Annotated in this window: 11 protein-coding genes; 6 read left to right on the top strand and 5 right to left on the bottom strand. The window is 64.8% G+C overall.

Features of this window, described 5'->3' with window-relative positions:
- Positions 1–5: 5 nt before the first annotated feature.
- Together glgX and ACIQYU_RS08925 are read left to right on the top strand one after the other, a co-directional pair.
- Positions 6–2,159 (top strand): glycogen debranching protein GlgX, encoded by a 2,154-nt coding sequence (gene glgX / locus ACIQYU_RS08930; protein ID WP_207831124.1) that lies wholly within the window; start codon positions 6–8, stop codon positions 2,157–2,159.
- A 65-nt stretch (positions 2,160–2,224) separates the two neighbouring features.
- The gene (locus tag ACIQYU_RS08925; RefSeq protein ID WP_207831122.1) at positions 2,225–3,019 is read left to right on the top strand and encodes an endonuclease/exonuclease/phosphatase family protein; all 795 of its coding nucleotides are present in this window, start codon (positions 2,225–2,227) and stop codon (positions 3,017–3,019) included.
- Between the two features lie 3 nt (positions 3,020–3,022).
- Here the strand turns inward: ACIQYU_RS08925 and ACIQYU_RS08920 are convergent, their stop codons facing one another.
- Positions 3,023–3,148, bottom strand: coding sequence for a hypothetical protein (locus ACIQYU_RS08920; protein ID WP_267955677.1), 126 nt, complete (start codon positions 3,146–3,148; stop codon positions 3,023–3,025).
- A gap of 187 nt (positions 3,149–3,335) precedes the next feature.
- Here ACIQYU_RS08920 and ACIQYU_RS08915 point away from each other — a divergent pair, with 187 nt between their 5' ends.
- Positions 3,336–4,412: an autotransporter outer membrane beta-barrel domain-containing protein gene (locus tag ACIQYU_RS08915; protein WP_207831120.1), complete on the top strand. Its 1,077-nt coding sequence runs from the start codon at positions 3,336–3,338 to the stop codon at positions 4,410–4,412.
- A 117-nt stretch (positions 4,413–4,529) separates the two neighbouring features.
- Here ACIQYU_RS08915 and glgB read toward each other — a convergent pair whose 3' ends face one another.
- The 3 genes from glgB to ACIQYU_RS08900 all read right to left on the bottom strand — a co-directional run bounded on the left by glgB (position 4,530) and on the right by ACIQYU_RS08900 (position 12,248).
- Positions 4,530–6,740, bottom strand: coding sequence for a 1,4-alpha-glucan branching protein GlgB (gene glgB, locus ACIQYU_RS08910; RefSeq protein ID WP_207831118.1), 2,211 nt, complete (start codon positions 6,738–6,740; stop codon positions 4,530–4,532).
- Positions 6,741–10,058 carry a maltose alpha-D-glucosyltransferase gene (gene treS, locus ACIQYU_RS08905; RefSeq protein ID WP_207831116.1) on the bottom strand — a complete coding sequence of 1,106 codons (3,318 nt, stop codon included), beginning with the start codon at positions 10,056–10,058 and terminating at the stop codon, positions 6,741–6,743.
- A 171-nt stretch (positions 10,059–10,229) separates the two neighbouring features.
- Positions 10,230–12,248 (bottom strand): alpha-1,4-glucan--maltose-1-phosphate maltosyltransferase, encoded by a 2,019-nt coding sequence (locus ACIQYU_RS08900; RefSeq protein ID WP_402799071.1) that lies wholly within the window; start codon positions 12,246–12,248, stop codon positions 10,230–10,232.
- Between the two features lie 140 nt (positions 12,249–12,388).
- Here ACIQYU_RS08900 and ACIQYU_RS08895 point away from each other — a divergent pair, with 140 nt between their 5' ends.
- The gene (locus ACIQYU_RS08895) at positions 12,389–12,550 is read left to right on the top strand and encodes a hypothetical protein (protein WP_172827510.1); all 162 of its coding nucleotides are present in this window, start codon (positions 12,389–12,391) and stop codon (positions 12,548–12,550) included.
- Between the two features lie 140 nt (positions 12,551–12,690).
- Here ACIQYU_RS08895 and ACIQYU_RS08890 read toward each other — a convergent pair whose 3' ends face one another.
- Positions 12,691–14,373 (bottom strand): AMP-binding protein, encoded by a 1,683-nt coding sequence (locus tag ACIQYU_RS08890; RefSeq protein ID WP_333956893.1) that lies wholly within the window; start codon positions 14,371–14,373, stop codon positions 12,691–12,693.
- 320 nt (positions 14,374–14,693) lie between these two features.
- Between ACIQYU_RS08890 and ACIQYU_RS08885 the strand changes: the two genes are divergently transcribed.
- Positions 14,694–15,857, top strand: a complete 1,164-nt coding sequence (locus ACIQYU_RS08885) for an isovaleryl-CoA dehydrogenase (RefSeq protein WP_025339821.1) — start codon at positions 14,694–14,696, stop codon at positions 15,855–15,857.
- Between the two features lie 19 nt (positions 15,858–15,876).
- A complete protein-coding gene (locus tag ACIQYU_RS08880; RefSeq protein ID WP_207831107.1) occupies positions 15,877–17,484 on the top strand; it encodes a carboxyl transferase domain-containing protein in 1,608 nt (535 codons plus the stop codon).

The raw sequence follows: 17,484 nt of genomic DNA, 5'->3' as shown, positions 1-17,484 counted from the left end.
CCGCCATGAGCCCCCGCACCCCGAAGAAAACCCGCTCGGTCGCCCCATCGCGCATCCGTGAAGGCCTGCCCTTCCCCCTCGGTGCCACCTGGGATGGCCTGGGGGTCAACTTTGCCCTGTTCTCGGCCAACGCCACCAAGGTCGAGCTGTGCCTGTTCGACTCCACTGGCGAACACGAAATCGAGCGCATCGAGCTGCCCGAATACACCGACGAGATCTACCACGGCTACCTGCCCGACGCGCACCCCGGGCTGATCTATGGCTACCGCGTGCACGGCCCCTACGAGCCAGAGAACGGCCACCGCTTCAACCCCAACAAACTGCTGATCGACCCGTATGCCAAGCAACTGGTCGGCAGCCTGCAATGGTCCGAAGCACTGTTCGGCTACACCATCGGCCACCCCGACGGCGACCTGTCGTTCGACGAACGCGACAGCGCGCCCTTCGTGCCTAAGTGCAAGGTGATCGACCCTGCCTTCACCTGGGGCCGCGACCAGCGCGTGCTGATCCCCTGGGAACGCACGATCATCTACGAGGCGCACACCCGTGGCATCAGCATGTGCCACCCGGCAGTACCGGAAAACCTGCGCGGCACCTTCGCCGGCCTGGCCAATGACGAGCTGCTCAGGCACATCAAGGAGCTGGGCGTTTCCAGCATCGAGCTGCTGCCGGTTCACGCCTTCGTCAACGACCAGCACTTGCTGGACAAGGGCCTGAACAACTACTGGGGCTACAACAGCATCGCCTTCTTCGCCCCCCACCCGCGCTACCTGGCCAGCGGCAAGATCGCCGAGTTCAAGGAAATGGTCGCGCACCTGCACGACGCCGGGCTGGAGGTAATCCTCGACGTGGTCTACAACCACACCGCCGAAGGCAACGAGCGCGGGCCAACGCTGTCGATGCGCGGCATCGACAACGCCTCGTACTACCGCCTGATGCCGGACGACAAGCGCTATTACATCAACGATTCCGGCACCGGCAACACCCTGGACCTGAGCCACCCCTGCGTGCTGCAGCTGGTCACCGACTCGCTGCGTTATTGGGCCGGCGAAATGCACGTGGACGGCTTCCGCTTCGACCTGGCGACCATTCTTGGCCGCTACCACGACGGCTACAGCGAACGCCACGGTTTCCTCGTCGCCTGCCGCCAGGACCCTATGCTGAGCCAGGTGAAACTGATCGCCGAGCCCTGGGACTGCGGCCCGGGCGGCTACCAGGTGGGCAACTTCGCCCCGGGCTGGGCAGAGTGGAACGACCGCTTCCGCGACACCGTGCGCGCCTTCTGGAAAGGTGACGAAGGCCAACTGGCCGACTTTGCCTCGCGCATGACCGCCTCGGGGGACATGTTCAACAACCGTGGCCGGCGCCCCTATGCCTCGGTCAATTTCGTCACCGCCCACGACGGTTTCACCTTGCGCGACCTGGTGTCCTACAACCACAAGCACAACGAAGACAACGACGAGAACAACCAGGACGGCACAGACAACAACCTGTCGTGGAACTGCGGTGTCGAGGGGCCAACCGACGACCCGGGCGTGAATGCCCTGCGCATGCGCCAGATGCGCAACTTCTTCGCTACCCTGCTGCTGGCCCAGGGCACGCCGATGATCGTCGCCGGTGACGAGTTCAGCCGCACCCAGCACGGCAACAACAATGCCTATTGCCAGGACAGCGAGATCGGCTGGGTGAACTGGGACCTGGACCAGGAGGGTGAAGAGCTGCTGGCCTTCGTCAAACGCCTGACCCGCCTGCGCCTGGCCTACCCGATACTGCGCCGCTCGCGCTTTCTGGTGGGCGACTACAATGAGGCAATCGGGGTCAAGGACGTGACCTGGCTGGCACCGGATGGCAACGAGATGAGCGTTGAGCAATGGGAAGACCCGCACGGGCGATGCCTGGGCATGTTGATCGATGGCCGCGCGCAGGTCAGTGGCATTGCCCGGCCAGGCGCCGAGGCCACCGTACTGCTGATCGTCAATGCCCACCATGACATCGTACCGTTCGAGTTGCCGACGGTACCCGATGGGGATTACTGGAGCTGCCTGGTCGACACCGACCGGCCGGAGCTGCGCAAGGGGCAGCATCTGCAGTTCGACAGCACCTTCGAGGTCAAGGGGCGGTCGTTGCTGCTGATGGTGTTGCAGCGTGATGAGGAGTGAACCTGAACCGCTGGTATGTGTCCCTTTTGCAGGAGCGGCGCAAACCCGTTGACCGAGGAGTAACCGTGAACCCCGAAGCCGGCAGTAAAGGTTTCGCCAGCGACAACCAGGCCCCGGCCGTGAAGCGGCTGCGGGTGCTGACGGTGAATACCCACAAGGGCTTCACCGCCTTCAACCGGCGCTTCATCCTGCCGGAACTGCGCGAGGCGGTGCGCAGTACCCAGGCCGACATCGTCTTCCTCCAGGAGGTGCTCGGCAGCCACGACCGCCACGCCGCGCGCTACCCCGGCTGGCCGCAGACCTCGCAGTACGAGTTCCTCGCCGACAGCATGTGGAGCGACTTCGCCTACGGCCGCAACGCGGTCTACCCCGACGGCCACCACGGCAACGCGCTGCTGTCCAGATACCCGATCATCGAACACCGCAACCTCGACGTGTCGATCACCGGCCCCGAACGTCGTGGCCTGCTGCACTGCATCCTCGACGTCCCCGGCCAGCGCCAGGTACATGCCATCTGCGTGCACCTGTCGTTACTGGAAAGCCACCGCCAGAAGCAGCTGCAACTGCTGCGCAAGCTGCTCGAGTCCTTGCCCGCCGATGCCCCGGTGATCATCGCCGGCGATTTCAACGACTGGAAATCCCACGGCAACCGCACCCTGGGCCTGCAGCATGACCTGCACGAGGCCTTCGAGCGCCACCATGGCCACCTGGCCCGCACCTACCCTGCGCGCCTGCCGCTGCTGCGCCTGGACCGCGTCTACCTGCGCAACGCCGAAAGCCATGGGCCGCGGATTCTGGGGCACAAACCTTGGTCGCACCTGTCGGACCACCTTCCGTTGGCGGTCGAGGTCAGGCTCTAGCAATCATTTTTCATAGTCACCACACGGCAAATAGCGAACCCCGCTATAGCCCTCTGTTTTACCCGGAAAATCAATTGGTTGAGCCACGCCACGGAACATGAACACTTCCTTCACGCTTTCTTGACGCAAGCGGCGCCCTCTCCTTAGCTGAACATATCAAGCAGTAATGATCTCGCGCCGGGCCTCTAGCTCGCGCCTTCGTGCGCGCTGGCGAAAGCCGGGCGTGCTGGTTTGGGTCGCCCACTGTTTTTGCCGTACAGCTCGTGACAACAGGCCAGGTCCTAGGGCTGTAACACAAAAACAAAGGAGATCCGCCATGAAAAGCACCTCGAATCCCTTGCGCTTCGACAGCATTTTCTACGCGGTTTCCACGTCGCTGCTTCTGGCAACCCCGGTGGAAACTATCGCGTATGAATTGCAGGACGACCCGGCCTCGCCCGGCTTCCTGCAACAACCGGCAGTACCACAGTTGTCGCTCGACCCGATCAGCGCCAGTGGCTTGAGTCTCGGTACCTTGACTGCGTTTTCGCAGAAGATGAGCGAGCGCCATGGGCAGGCTGCACCGGACCTTGTCGCCAGCCAGTGGGCGCAGTTCTTTCCGATCGCGCCAGGCAAGGGTGCGCAACCACCAGACCAGCTGGAGGCACCCAGCCAGCAACTGATGATCGGCCCGGACCTGTTTGTGCGTGAAACTGCAGCGGGCAATGTGCACCGCGCGGGGATTTTCGTCGGGCACAACAACCTGCAGACCAACTTCAACGGCACGCGCCGGCTGCTGGGCGACAAGCAGCGCAACGCGGTGAACCTGAGCGGGGAAAGCCTGGGGGTGTACTGGAGCATGACCCATGAGCAGGGCTGGCACCTGGATGCCGTGGCCATGGGCTCGCGCATCGACGTCAATGGCCGTGGCGAGAACGGCCAGCGGCTGGACGACAGCGGCCACGCGGTGTCCTTCTCGCTGGAGGGGGGCATCCCCATCGGCCTGGGGGGCGGCTGGGTGATCGAGCCGCAGGCGCAGTTGATCAACCAGCAGTTCTTCCCCGGCAGCCGGGCGCAGGAAGAGACCTTGCAGGCCTTCGACAGCCAGCCGAGCTGGAGCGGCCGGGTGGGTGCCAGGCTGTCCGGACGCTATGAGGTACGCGGCATGCCGATCGAGCCCTATGTGCGGACCAACGTGTGGTATGACTTCAGCAATGCCGAGGAGGTGAAGCTGGACCAGGTCGACAAGATCTCCAGCTCGCGCTACTCGACCACGGTGGAACTGGGGTTGGGGCTGGTGGCGCGGGTGACGCCCACGGTGGCGCTGTTTGTCAGTGCCGATTACAGCAGTGACGTGGACGACAATGACCTGAACGGGTTGATTGGCAGCCTTGGGGTGCGGATGCGGTGGTAGGCAGGTTCGGCCCTTTCGCGGGTGAACCCGCTCCCACAAGGACCGCACAGGGTCTGAAGCTTGTGCAATTCCTGTGGGAGCGGGTTTACCCGCGAAGAGGCCAGTACTGGCAACACATCAGGCTGGTTTCATTATCAGAACCCCAAGTGGCGGCAGGTTCAGGGCCAGCGACTGCGGCTGCCCATGGCTGGCTATCTCGTCACTCTCCACCACCCCCAGGTTGCCGACATTGGACCCGGCATACAGCTCTGCATCACTGTTCAACAGCTCCTGCCAGCGCTCGCCGAACGGCACGCCAATGCGATAGCCCTCGCGCGGCACCGGCGTAAAGTTGGCCACCACCAGCACCGGCTCGCCATTGCTGCTCCAGCGCAGCCAGGCATACACGCTGTTCTGCGCATCGTCACCAATCAACCACTGGAAACCCTGCGGCTGGCAATCCTGCTCGTGCAGCGCCGGCACTTCGCGGTACAGGCGGTTGAGGTCGCCCACCAGGCGCTGTACCCCCTGGTGCTCAGGGTACTGCAGCAGGTACCAGTCCAGCTCGCCATCGTGGTCCCACTCACGCCACTGGCCGAACTCGCAGCCCATGAACAGCAGCTTCTTGCCCGGATGCGCCCACATGAAGGTGAGGTAGGCACGCAGGTTGGCGAACTTCTGCCAGCGGTCGCCGGGCATCTTGTCGATCAGCGAGTGCTTGCCGTGCACCACTTCGTCGTGGGAGATGGGCAGGATGAAGTGCTCGGAATAGGCATAGATCAGCCCGAAGCTCATCTCGTTGTGGTGGTAGGTACGGTGCACCGGGTCGTTCTGGATGTAATGCAAGGTGTCATGCATCCAGCCCATGTTCCACTTGTAGGCAAAGCCCAGGCCGCCCTGCTGGGTCGGCTGGCTGACGCCGGGCCAGGCGGTGGACTCCTCGGCGATGATCAGCGCGCCCGGGGCCTCGTGGGCCGCCACGCCGTTGAGGTGGCGGATGAAGTCGATGGCCTCCAGGTTCTCGCGCCCGCCGTGGCGGTTGGGCACCCATTCGCCGGCTTTGCGTGAATAGTCGCGGTACAGCATCGAGGCCACCGCATCGACGCGCAGGCCGTCGATGTGGAAGTGCTTCAGCCAGTGCAGCGCCGAGGCCATCATGAAGCCGCGCACTTCGTTGCGGCCAAGGTTGTAGATCAGCGTGTTCCAGTCCTGGTGGTAGCCCTCCAGGGGGTTGTCGTATTCGTACAGGGCGGTGCCGTCGAAACGCGCCAGGCCGTGTTCGTCAGTGGGGAAATGCGCCGGCACCCAGTCGAGCAGCACGCCAATGCCGCCCTGGTGGCAGGCGTCGACGAAGGCGGCGAAGTCCTCGGCGCTGCCGTAGCGCGAGGTGGGCGCGAACAGCGACAGCGGCTGATAACCCCAGGAGCCGCCGAACGGGTGCTCCATGATCGGCAGCAGTTCGATGTGGGTGAAGCCCAGCTCCTGAACGTACGGCACCAGGCGCTCGGCCAGCTCGCGCCAGTTGTAATAGCGCCCGACTTCGCCCGCCTCATCCAGCTCGCAGCGCCAGGAACCGGGGTGCAGCTCGTAGATCGACAGCGGCGCGTTGTAGGCATGGCGCTGCGCGCGTTGCGCCATCCAGTCGTGGTCTTGCCAACCGTGGCTGAGCGCCCCGGCAACCTTGGAGGCGGTGCTCGGCGGCAGTTCGGTGGCGCGCGCCAGCGGGTCGGCTTTCAGGGGCAGTATGCCGTCCTTGCCCAGCACTTCGAACTTGTAGGTTTCGCCCACGCCCAGGCGCGGCACGAACAACTCCCACACCCCGGCGCTATGGCGAAGGCGCATGGGGTGGCGGCGGCCGTCCCAGTTGTTGAAATCGCCCACCACCGACACCCGACGCGCGTTCGGCGCCCACACCGAAAAGCACACGCCGTCGATACCATCGACCTGGATCGGCTGGGCACCAAAGCGCCCCGACAGGTCGCGGTGGTTGCCTTCGGCGAACAGGTACAGGTCCATGTCGCCCAGTTGCGGGCCGAAGCTGTAGGGGTCTTCGGTGACCTGCTCGCCGCCGGCCCAGCCGATCTGCAGCAGGTACGGGTGTGCTTCATCGAGGTGCGCGGTGAACAAACCGGGCAGGCTGCCCTGCTCCATTTCGGTGAGGATGCGCCCGTCATGCCGGGCCAGCATGCGCACATTCAGGGCATTGGGCAGGAAGACGCGGACCACCTGCCCGCCCGTACCGTCGCCGTGGGGGCCTAGTACCGCAAATGGATCGGCGTGCTCGGCGCGGGCCAGGGCGTCCAGGTCCCGTTGCCGAAGGCCGCCGTTTTCACGCGTGGTTGCATTCATCTATGACTCTCCCCAGGTACTGATCAGTCCATGCAGGCCATGCAAGGGCACGGCCAACCAACTCGGACGGTTCTCGGCTTCGTATGTGATTTCGTAGGCGGCTTTCTCCACGCAGAACAGCTCCAGTGCGGCACGCTCGCCCTCGGCCTGCTGCCAGGCGTGGGGCATGGCTGCAGTGGCCAGGCCATAGGCTTCGACAAAGGCATGCCGCGACTGGTGCAGGTACTGCCGGGCAACACGTTGCCGGGCCTGGCGGGCCGGACCGGAAAGGTCGACCGCAGACGCATTGCGCAAGATCATGGCAGCAGCATAGTCGAAGGATCGCAGCACGCCGCTGACATCCTTGTACGGGCTGTGTTTTGCCCGGCGCTCTTGCAGCGGCCGGGCCGGCTCACCTTCGAAATCGATGAGGTAGGCATCGCCCTGCACCACCAGCACCTGGCCCAGGTGCAGGTCGCCGTGCACGCGCATCAGCAGGCCGCCCTGGGCCTGGCGGGCCAGGTTGGCAATGTGCTGGGCCAGGCCGTCGCGCTGTTGCTGCAAATCGTCGACCAGCGCCTGGCTGTCGCTGTCGAGGCAGTCGCGGTGCTGCGCCAGCAGGTCGAGGGCATGGGCAAGTTCGGCACTGATCTGCGCACTCCAGCGTTCGCTGTCGTCGGCATCGCTTGGGCGCGGCTGGAAAGCCTCGTCATTGGTCGGTGCGGCCAGCAGCAGGTGCATCTCGCCCAGGCGCTGGCCGAGCAAGGCGGCAAAGCCGGTGAGTTCGGCCAGTGCGTCAGTGTGCGCCTCGGCGTCCAGGCTGGAAGGCTCCATCTGGTCGCGGATGGCCCGCTCCAGGGTGTTCTGGGTCCAGGCCCAGGCATCACCCTGGTTGCTCAGGTAGCCCTGGGCGATCATCAGCAAGTGTGGCACCCCCTGCTCGTCCAGCCGGCTGACCCAGCCCAGCAATGGCGAAATATTGGCAAAGCCTGCGGCGGTCAGATAGGCACTCATTTCCAGCTCCGGGTGCACACCCGGGTTGACCCGGCGGATCAGCTTGAGCACCACATGGTCGCCGATCACCACCGAGCTGTTGGACTGCTCGGCGCTGAGGTAGCGCACTGTGCTTTCGTCGTTCAACGCCAGGCTCGCCAACTGCTGCGTGCTTTCGAAGCGCAGCTCGCCCTCGCCGTTGCCACAAGGCAGTTGCATGCCCTCCTCACAGGCACGCAGCACTGCGCGGATGAACGGTTCGAGCACAAAGGCGTCTGTGATCAGGCCAACCTGATGGGCGCGGCGCACCCGCGACAGGGCGAGCTGCTGCGGCAGCGCGGTGTTGATCTGTTCTTCGGGCAGCAGGCCGAACGGCAGTTGGTAGCGGTTGGCCACGCCGTCGCTGAGCACTTCGATTTCACCGAGCAGTACTGGCGTGGTGGCCGTGCCGAAGCGCACGCCGTAGCACAGACGCACCGCGTCGATCGGCCCTTCCTTGCCGGCGAACCAGCGCCGCTTGGGCAGGTACTGCGGCAGGATGGCGTTTTGCAGGGTATCGCTGGCTGGGGCTTCCAGCAGTTCTTCCATGCGTTTGCGCAGCACCAGCGTGGTCAATTCGGGTAACCCCTCGGTGGCCTGGATGTGCCAGCTGGGCATGCGGTCGTGGGAGGCCAGCAGGAACCAGTAGAAGGCATAGGGTGGCAAGGTCAGCAGGAACGGCAGTTGGCCGATCGGCGGGAAGGCGCTGCCGCCGAGCATCTCCACCGGTACTTTGTCGGCGTATTGTGACAATTCCAGTTCAGCCGCCTGGGCGGCGCGGGAGACGTTGGCCACGCACAGGATGACCTCGGTGTTGCCCTCGGCGTCGGTGTACTCGCGCAGGTAGGCGAGGATGCGCCGGTTGTTCGGCGTGAGGGTGCGCAGGCTGCCGCGGCCGAAGGCCTTCTGCTGCTTGCGCACCGCCAGCATGCGCCGGGTCCAGTTGAGCAGCGAGTGCGGGTCGTTGGCCTGGGCCTCGACGTTGACGGTCTGGTAACCGTACAGCGGGTCCATGATCGGCGGCAGCACCAGCCGCTGCGGGTCGGCGCGGGAGAAACCGCCGTTGCGGTCCGGTGACCACTGCATGGGCGTGCGCACGCCGTCGCGGTCGCCCAGGTAGATGTTGTCGCCCATGCCCAGTTCGTCGCCGTAGTACAGCGTGGGGGTGCCGGGCATCGACAGCAGCAGGCTGGTGAGCAGTTCGATGCGCCGGCGGTCACGCTGCAGCAACGGCGCCAGGCGCCGACGGATGCCCAGGTTTATGCGCGCGCGGCGGTCTTCGGCGTAGTAGTTCCACAGGTAGTCGCGCTCGCGGTCGGTGACCATTTCCAGGGTCAGCTCATCGTGGTTGCGCAGGAAGATCGCCCATTGGCAGTTGGCGGGGATTTCCGGGGTCTGGCGCAGGATATCGGTGATCGGGAAGCGGTCCTCCATGGCCAGGGCCATGTACATGCGCGGCATCAACGGGAAGTGGAAAGCCATGTGGCATTCGTCACCCTCGCCTTCGCCGAAGTACGGGCGGGTGTCCTCGGGCCATTGGTTGGCCTCGGCCAGCAGCATGCGGTCGGGGTAATTGGCGTCGATTTCGGCGCGGATCGCCTTGAGCACGTCGTGGGTTTCGGCGAGGTTCTCGTTGTTGGTGCCATCGCGCTCGATCAGGTAGGGGATGGCGTCCAGGCGCAGGCCATCGACCCCCAGGTCGAGCCAGAAGCGCATCACCCCGATCACGGCCTTGAGCACTTGCGGGTTGTCGAAGTTGAGGTCGGGCTGGTGCGAGTAGAAGCGGTGCCAGAAGTACTGGCCGGCGACCGGGTCCCAGGTCCAGTTGGACTTCTCGGTGTCGAGGAAGATGATACGCGTGCCGTCGTACTTCTGGTCGTCATCCGACCACACGTAGAAGTCCCGCGCCTTGCTGCCGCGCTTGGCATGGCGGGCGCGCTGGAACCAGGGGTGCTGGTCGCTGGTGTGGTTGATGACCAGCTCGGTGATGACCCGCAGGCCGCGTTTGTGCGCCTCGGCGATGAAGCGGCGGGCATCGGCGAGGTTGCCGTAGTCGGGGTGCACGGCCTTGTATTCGGCGATGTCGTAGCCGTCGTCGCGACGTGGCGAGGGATAGAACGGCAGCAGCCACAGGGTGTTGACGCCCAGCTCGGCGATGTAGTCGAGCTTGCTGATCAGGCCGGCGAAATCGCCGATGCCATCGTTGTTCGAATCGAAGAACGACTTGATGTGCAGCTGGTAGATGACGGCGTCCTTGTACCACAGCGGGTCGTCGATGAAGGCTGCCGGGCGGGAACGCTTGGCCATATGCGACTCCTTTCAATTCCAGGTTGCTCTGGCCCCAATGCACAAGCAACTGACTTGACACGATCCCTGTGGGAGCGGGTTTACCCGCGAACACCGGCGAAGCCGGTGCCATGCTCCGCGGCGCCTGCTTCGCGGGTAAACCCGCTCCCACAGGGGATGGCGTGCACTTTGTTAACGGGCCTTTTCGATGCGCCAGATGCCGAACGGCAAATGCCAAGGCTCGATGCGCATCCATTGGGTCTTGCCGTACCACGACCAACGGTGGCCGTTCATCAGGTCTTCACCCTGGGTTTCGGCGTTGTCGTCCAGCCCCAGCTCCCAAAGCGGCAATTCGAAATGCGCCTCCTGGGCGTTGTGCGGATCGAGGCTCACCGCGATCAGGATGTAGTTGTCGCGCGCCGGCGTGCGCTTGGCGAAGTACAGGATGTTGTCGTTCCAGCAGTTGAAGAACGCCACGCCCAGGTGAGTCTGCAAGGCGCGGTTCTGTCGGCGGATGCGGTTGAGCTGGGCGATTTCGGCAATGATGTTGCCGGGCTGGCTGAAATCGCGCGGGCGAATTTCGTACTTCTCCGAATCCAGGTACTCCTCCTTGCCCGGCAGTGGCGTGCCTTCGCACAGCTCGAAGCCCGAGTACATGCCCCACAGCCCCGACCCCATGGTGGCCAGCGCCGCGCGGATGAGGAAGCCGGCACGGCCGGAGGTGTGCAGAAAGTACGGGTTTATATCCGGCGTATTGACGAAGAAGTTGGGCCGGTAGCACTGGCTCCACGGCGGCTGGTTAAGCTGCTCGAAGTACTCGCGCAGCTCCTGTTTGTGATTGCGCCAGGTGAAGTAGGTGTAGCTTTGCGCATAACCAACCTTGCCCAGGCGCGCCATCATAGCCGGCCGGGTAAACGCCTCGGCAAGGAAAATCACCTCGGGGTGCTGGCTGCGCACATTGGCGATCAGCCACTGCCAGAACGGCAGTGGCTTGGTGTGCGGGTTGTCGACGCGGAAGGTTTTCACCCCTTCCTCGACCCAGCCGACCACCACGTCACGCAGGGCCAGCCACAGCGAGGGCACGGCGTCGGGTGCGTAGAAATCGACGTTGACGATGTCCTGGTACTTCTTCGGCGGGTTCTCGGCATAGCGGATGGTGCCGTCCGGGCGCCAGCTGAACCAGCCAGGGTGCTCCTTCAGCCAGGGGTGATCCTGGGAGCACTGGATGGCGAAGTCGAGAGCGATTTCCAGGCCATGTTCGGCCGCCGCGGCCACCAGGCGACGGAAGTCGTCGCGGCTGCCCAGTTGCGGGTGGATTGCCTCGTGGCCGCCTTCCGGGCTGCCGATGGCATACGGGCTGCCCGGATCGCCGGGCTCGGCTTTCAGGGCATTGTTGCGGCCCTTGCGGTGCTGCATGCCGATGGGATGAATGGGCGGGAAGTACAGCACGTCGAAGCCCATGTCGCGGATCATCGGCAGGCGCTCGTGCACATCATTGAAGGTGCCGTGGCGCTCGGGGCTGTCGGTGATCGAGCGCGGGAACAGCTCGTACCAGCTGGCGAACTGCGCTGCCGGGCGGTCGACATCGACGGGGAATTCACGGCTGCGGGCCAGGTAGCTGCGGTGCTCGGCATCGCTCATCAGGCGCGCGGTGGCCGGGTCGAGAAACAGCGCCACCTGGTCGTCGGCATCCAGGGTGGAAAGGCGCTGCTGGATGGCCTGAAGTTCCTCGCGCAGGGCACCGTCGCACAACTCGATGCCCTTGCCCAGCATCAACCGGCCTTCCTCCAGCTCCAGCCTGACCTCGACACCGGCCTGGTACTTCTTCTCCAGGTCGTGACAATAGGTGGCGAACGGGTCGATCCAGGCCTCGATGCTGAACAGGTGCGGGCCCAGCTCGGTGGGGGTGAACTCGGCCAGCCACAGGTCGTTGCCCGGCGAATGCATGGGCACGCAATGCCAGCGCCGGCTGTGGGCCTGGCGCCAGTTGAGCATCACCGCCAGGCGGTCGTGGCCGTCGCTGTAGACCTTGCTGCTGACCGCCACTGGTTGGCCACTGATGGCCTTGGTGGCGAAGGTACCGGCTTCGAGCACGGGTTGGGTGTCTTCGATCACGATGCGTGGCGCCAGCAGCGCCTGGGACAGGCTGATGGCCTGGTCCGGGTGATCGTTGGCCATGGGCACGCTTTCGAAGGGCTCGTTTCGTGACATCGGACCTTGCTCCCTCAGGCTGGTAGCGGTAAGGGTTCAGAGCCGGGCACAGGCGTGGGGTTCAATAAAATTGAGCGAACGGCAGCTGCCAGGAGTCGAAGCCTGCAGCACCTCTTCAATTACCCATGCGAGGTCAGGCCATGAACATTCCCATTCCACCGGAGACACCCGACCCCAACATCGACGACCCCAGCCTGCCGCCGCCCGTGCCGGAAGAAGCCCCGGACGAGCTGCCGATCAAGCCGACCGTGCCGCCGACGGTGGGCGACCCGCCCAACCAGGAGCCACCGGTAGAGGCTTAAGGGTAGACCAGGATTCTGTGCTGGCAGGGCCGGCCTCTTCGCGGGTAAACCCGCTCCCACAGGTACAGCACCAACCTCGAAGGCTGTGCAATACCTGTGGGAGCGGGTTTACCCGCGAAAGGGCCGGCGGACCTGGCCGATCAACCGGCAGATACAGCCGAGATCTCCGCCACACTGATCTCCCGCATGCGGAACTTCTGCACCTTGCCAGTCACCGTCATCGGGTACTCGTCGACGAAGCGGATGTGCCGCGGCACCTTGAAATGCGCAATGCGCGCCTTGCACCAGCCCTGCAGTTCCTCGACCGTGGCACTGTGCCCCGGGTGCAGCTTGATCCAGGCGACGATCTCCTCGCCATAACGGCTGCACGGAATGCCGATCACCTGCGCATCGGCCACCGCCGGGTGGGTGTAGAAGAACTCTTCCAGCTCACGCGGGTAGATGTTCTCGCCGCCGCGAATGATCATGTCCTTGTTGCGCCCGACAATACGTACGTAGCCGTGCTCGTCCATCACCGCCAGGTCGCCCGAGTGCATCCAGCCGGCCGGGTCGATGGCATCCGCCGTGGCCTGGGGGTTGTCCCAGTAGCCGAGCATCACGCTGTAGCCGCGGGTGCACAGCTCGCCGATCTCGCCGCGCGGGACGATGCAGCCGTCGGCGTCCACCAGCTTGTTCTCCAGCTGCGGCTGGGTGCGACCCACGGTGGTCACGCGCAGTTCCAGGCCGTCGTCCGGGCCGGTCTGCAGCGACACCGGGCTGGTTTCGGTCATGCCGTAGGCGATCTGCACTTCGGCCATGTGCATCTGGTCGATGACCCGGCGCATCACCTCGATCGGGCAGGTGGCGCCGGCCATGATGCCGCTGCGCAGGGTCGACAGGTCCATTTGCGCACGCGCGGGGTGGTCGAGCATGGCGATGAACATGGTCGGCACACCATAAAGGATGCTGGCGCGCTCTTCGGCCACGGCGCGCAGGGTGAGCTCGGCGTCGAAGGCGTCGTTGGGGTAGATCATGGTGCTGCCATGGGTGATGCAGCCGAGGTTGGCCATGACCATGCCGAAGCAGTGGTACAGCGGCACCGGGATCACCATGCGGTCACGTGCGGTCAGGCCCAGGCTTTCGCCGACCATGAAGCCGTTGTTGAGGATGTTGTAGTGGCTGAGCGTGGCGCCCTTCGGCGCGCCAGTGGTGCCGGAGGTGTACTGGATGTTCACCGGCTGGTCGAACTGCAGGCTTTGCTGGCGCGCCGCGCAGGCCTCGACGGAGGTCTGCCCTGCCCGCTCGGCCAGCGCTTGCCAAGGCAGGAAGCCTGCCGGCGGGTTGGCGGCCAGGCTGACCACACCGCGCAGGTCGGGCAGGCGTTCACTGACCATTTCACCCGGGATGGCGCTGGCCAGTTCGGGTGCCAGTTCCTGGACCATGGCGTGGTAGTCGGACGTCTTGAAGGCATCGGCACACACCAGCCAGCGGCAGCCGGACTGGCGCAGCACGTATTCCAGCTCGCCCACGCGGTAGGCCGGGTTGATGTTGACCAGGATGGCACCGACCTTGGCGCTGGCCAGTTGCAGGATGCACCACTGGGCGCAGTTGGGCGACCAGATGCCGACCCGATCGCCGGTGTTCACGCCCAAGGCCATCAAGGCACGGGCATGTACCTCGACCTGCTCGGCCAGCTGCCGCCAGCTGTAGCGCAGGCCCTGGTGACGCGACACCAGTGCCTCGCCATCGGCAAAACGGGCCACGGTGGCATCGAAGGCCTGGCCGATGGTCTGGGTCAGCAAGGCTTGGTCCTGGCGACCGCGGGTATAGCTTGGTTGACTCATGGGTGTCCCTTCTTGTGGTTGTTCTGGGCACGACTGAAGCAAGCGGGAATACTCTGGCGCAGATTTACGTTTACGTAAAGGTGATGAGTCGATTGACAGTGACCGTCCACAGGTTTACGTTAACGTAAAGGTGAAAACGACATCGGGTTTGTCGGCGTATCACCGACCCTGTGGGAGCGGGTTTACCCGCGAATGCGATCATCCAGGCAATGACGGTGGCCCTGCTGACGCATTCGCGGGTAAACCCGCTCCCACAGGGCCGGTGGATAGCCCTTGAGCTACGGTGTTACCCAATTTCAAGAACAAGAAGGTGCCCCAGCATGCATTACCCCACCCTGAACTTCGCCCTGGGCGAAACCATCGACATGCTCCGCGACCAGGTGCGCACCTTCGTCGCCGCCGAACTGGCCCCGCGCGCCGCGCAAATCGACCACGACAACCTGTTCCCGGCCGACATGTGGCGCAAGTTCGGCGACATGGGCCTGCTGGGCATCACCGTGCCGGAAGAATATGGCGGTGCCGGCCTGGGCTACCTGGCCCACGTGGTGTCGATGGAAGAAATCAGCCGTGGCTCGGCCTCGGTGGCCCTGTCCTACGGCGCCCACTCCAACCTCTGCGTCAACCAGATCAACCGCAACGGCAGCCACGAGCAGAAGCTCAAGTACCTGCCCAAGCTGATCAGCGGCGAGCACATCGGCGCCTTGGCCATGAGCGAGCCCAACGCCGGCTCCGACGTGGTGTCGATGAAGCTGCGCGCGGAAAAGCGCGGCGACCACTACGTGCTCAACGGCAGCAAGACCTGGATCACCAACGGCCCCGACGCCAACACCTACGTGATCTACGCCAAGACCGACCTGGACAAGGGCGCGCATGGCATCACCGCGTTCATCGTCGAGCGTGACTGGAAAGGCTTCAGCCGCAGCAACAAGTTCGACAAGCTGGGCATGCGCGGCTCCAACACCTGCGAGCTGTTCTTCGACGGCGTCGAAGTGCCGGAAGAAAACATCCTCGGCCAGCTCAACGGCGGCGTGCGCGTGCTGATGAGCGGCCTGGACTACGAGCGCGTGGTGCTGTCCGGGGGCCCGACCGGCATCATGCAAAGCTGCATGGACCTGGTGGTGCCCTACATCCACGACCGCAAGCAGTTCGGCCAGAGCATCGGCGAGTTCCAGCTGATCCAGGGCAAGATCGCCGACATGTACACCCAGCTCAACGCCAGCCGCGCCTACCTGTATGCCGTGGCCCAGGCCTGCGACCGTGGCGAGACCACCCGCAAGGATGCCGCCGGGGTGATCCTGTACACCGCCGAACGCGCCACGCAAATGGCCCTGGAGGCGATCCAGATTCTGGGTGGCAACGGCTATATCAACGAATTCCCGGCAGGCCGCCTGCTGCGCGACGCCAAGCTGTACGAGATCGGTGCCGGCACCAGCGAAATCCGCCGGATGCTGATCGGCCGCGAACTGTTCAACGAAACCCGCTGAGCACAGGGGACGCGCGTACATGGCTACCTTGCACACCCAGATCAACCCGCGTTCGGCGGAGTTCGCCGGCAACAGCGCGGCCATGCTCGAACAGGTCCAGGCCCTGCGCGGCCTGCTCGCCCAGGTGGCCCAGGGCGGTGGGCCCAAGGCCCAGGAGCGGCACACTTCGCGCGGCAAGCTGCTGCCGCGCGAGCGCATCGACCGCCTGCTGGACCCGGGCTCGCCGTTCCTCGAAATCGGCCAACTGGCAGCCCATGAGGTATATGGCGAAGACGTGCCTGCTGCGGGCGTAATCGCCGGCATCGGCCGCGTCGAAGGCGTGGAATGCATGATCGTGGCCAACGACGCCACGGTCAAAGGCGGCTCCTACTACCCGCTGACGGTGAAGAAGCACCTGCGTGCGCAGACCATCGCCCTGCAGAACCGCCTGCCGTGCATCTACCTGGTGGACTCCGGCGGCGCCAACCTGCCACGCCAGGATGAAGTGTTCCCCGACCGCGAGCACTTCGGGCGGATCTTCTTCAACCAGGCCAACATGAGCGCATTGGGCATTCCGCAGATTGCCGTGGTGATGGGCTCGTGCACCGCCGGCGGTGCCTACGTGCCAGCGATGGCCGACGAAGCGATCATGGTGCGCCAGCAAGCGACCATCTTCCTCGCCGGCCCACCCTTGGTAAAGGCCGCCACCGGTGAAGTGGTGAGTGCCGAAGACCTTGGCGGCGCCGATGTGCACTGCCGCACCAGCGGCGTGGCCGACCACTACGCCGACAACGACGAACACGCCCTGGCACTGGCCCGACGCAGCGTGGCCAACCTCAACTGGCACAAGCTGGGCAAGCTGCAGCGCCAGGCCCCGGTGGCCCCCCTGTACGCCGCCGACGAGCTGTACGGCGTGGTGCCGGCCGATGCCAAGCAACCGTTCGACGTGCGCGAGGTGATCGCGCGCCTGGTCGACGGCTCGGTGTTCGATGAATTCAAGGCGCTGTTCGGTACCACCCTGGTGTGCGGCTTCGCCCACCTGCACGGCTACCCGGTGGCGATCCTGGCCAACAACGGCATCCTGTTCGCCGAGGCCGCGCAAAAAGGCGCGCACTTCATCGAGCTGGCCTGCCAACGCGGCATCCCGCTGCTGTTCCTGCAGAACATCACCGGTTTCATGGTCGGTAAAAAGTACGAGGAAGGCGGCATCGCCAAGCACGGCGCCAAGCTGGTCACCGCCGTGGCCTGCGCCCAGGTGCCGAAGTTCACGGTGATCATCGGTGGCAGCTTCGGTGCCGGCAACTACGGCATGTGCGGCCGGGCGTACGACCCGCGCTTCCTGTGGATGTGGCCCAACGCGCGGATTGGCGTGATGGGAGCCGAACAGGCCGCCGGCGTGCTGGCCCAGGTCAAGCGCGAACAGAGCGAGCGCAGTGGCCACCCGTTCAGCGCCGAGGACGAAGCCCGGCTCAAGCAGCCGATCCTTGACCAGTACGAGCATCAGGGCCACCCCTACTATTCCAGCGCCCGCCTGTGGGACGACGGTGTCATCGACCCGGCACAGACCCGCGACGTGCTCGGCCTGGCGTTGTCCGCCGCGCTGAACGCACCGATCGAACAGAGCCGCTTCGGCATTTTCCGGATGTGA

The organism is Pseudomonas sp. NPDC096925, from assembly GCF_044762545.1.
Lineage (GTDB): Bacteria > Pseudomonadota > Gammaproteobacteria > Pseudomonadales > Pseudomonadaceae > Aquipseudomonas.
This window is presented reverse-complemented; position numbering and strand designations above follow the sequence as displayed.